Origin of the sequence: Shewanella sp. AS16 (genome assembly GCF_021412365.1) — a bacterium.
GTDB lineage: Bacteria > Pseudomonadota > Gammaproteobacteria > Enterobacterales > Shewanellaceae > Shewanella > Shewanella salipaludis.
The window spans coordinates 1-280 of the sequence record NZ_JAKCLK010000445.1; the positions used below are offsets into that span (position 1 = coordinate 1).

Annotated in this window: 1 protein-coding gene; it reads left to right on the forward strand. The window is 47.1% G+C overall.

Annotation, left to right across the window (positions count from 1 at the left end; translation table 11 throughout):
• The coding region (locus LZP73_RS21030; protein ID WP_234236940.1) for a chloride channel protein at positions 1 to 280 on the forward strand (280 nt) is incomplete at both ends.

The following is a 280-nucleotide window of genomic DNA, read 5'->3' on the forward strand; positions in this document are numbered from 1 at the left end:
GTCATACGCTGTTGGCAACCGGTGCTGCTGCGGGGCTGGCTGCGGCCTTTAACGCGCCGCTGGCGGGTATTTTGTTTATTATCGAAGAGATGCGTCCGCAGTTTCGCTATACGTTAATTTCGATTAAAGCGGTATTTATTGGCGTCATTATGTCGACCATTATGTACCGGATTTTTAATCATGAAGTTGCGTTGATTGACGTCGGTAAACTTTCTGATGCGCCGCTTAATACGCTGTGGCTTTATCTGATCCTCGGTATTATTTTTGGCATTTTCGGCCC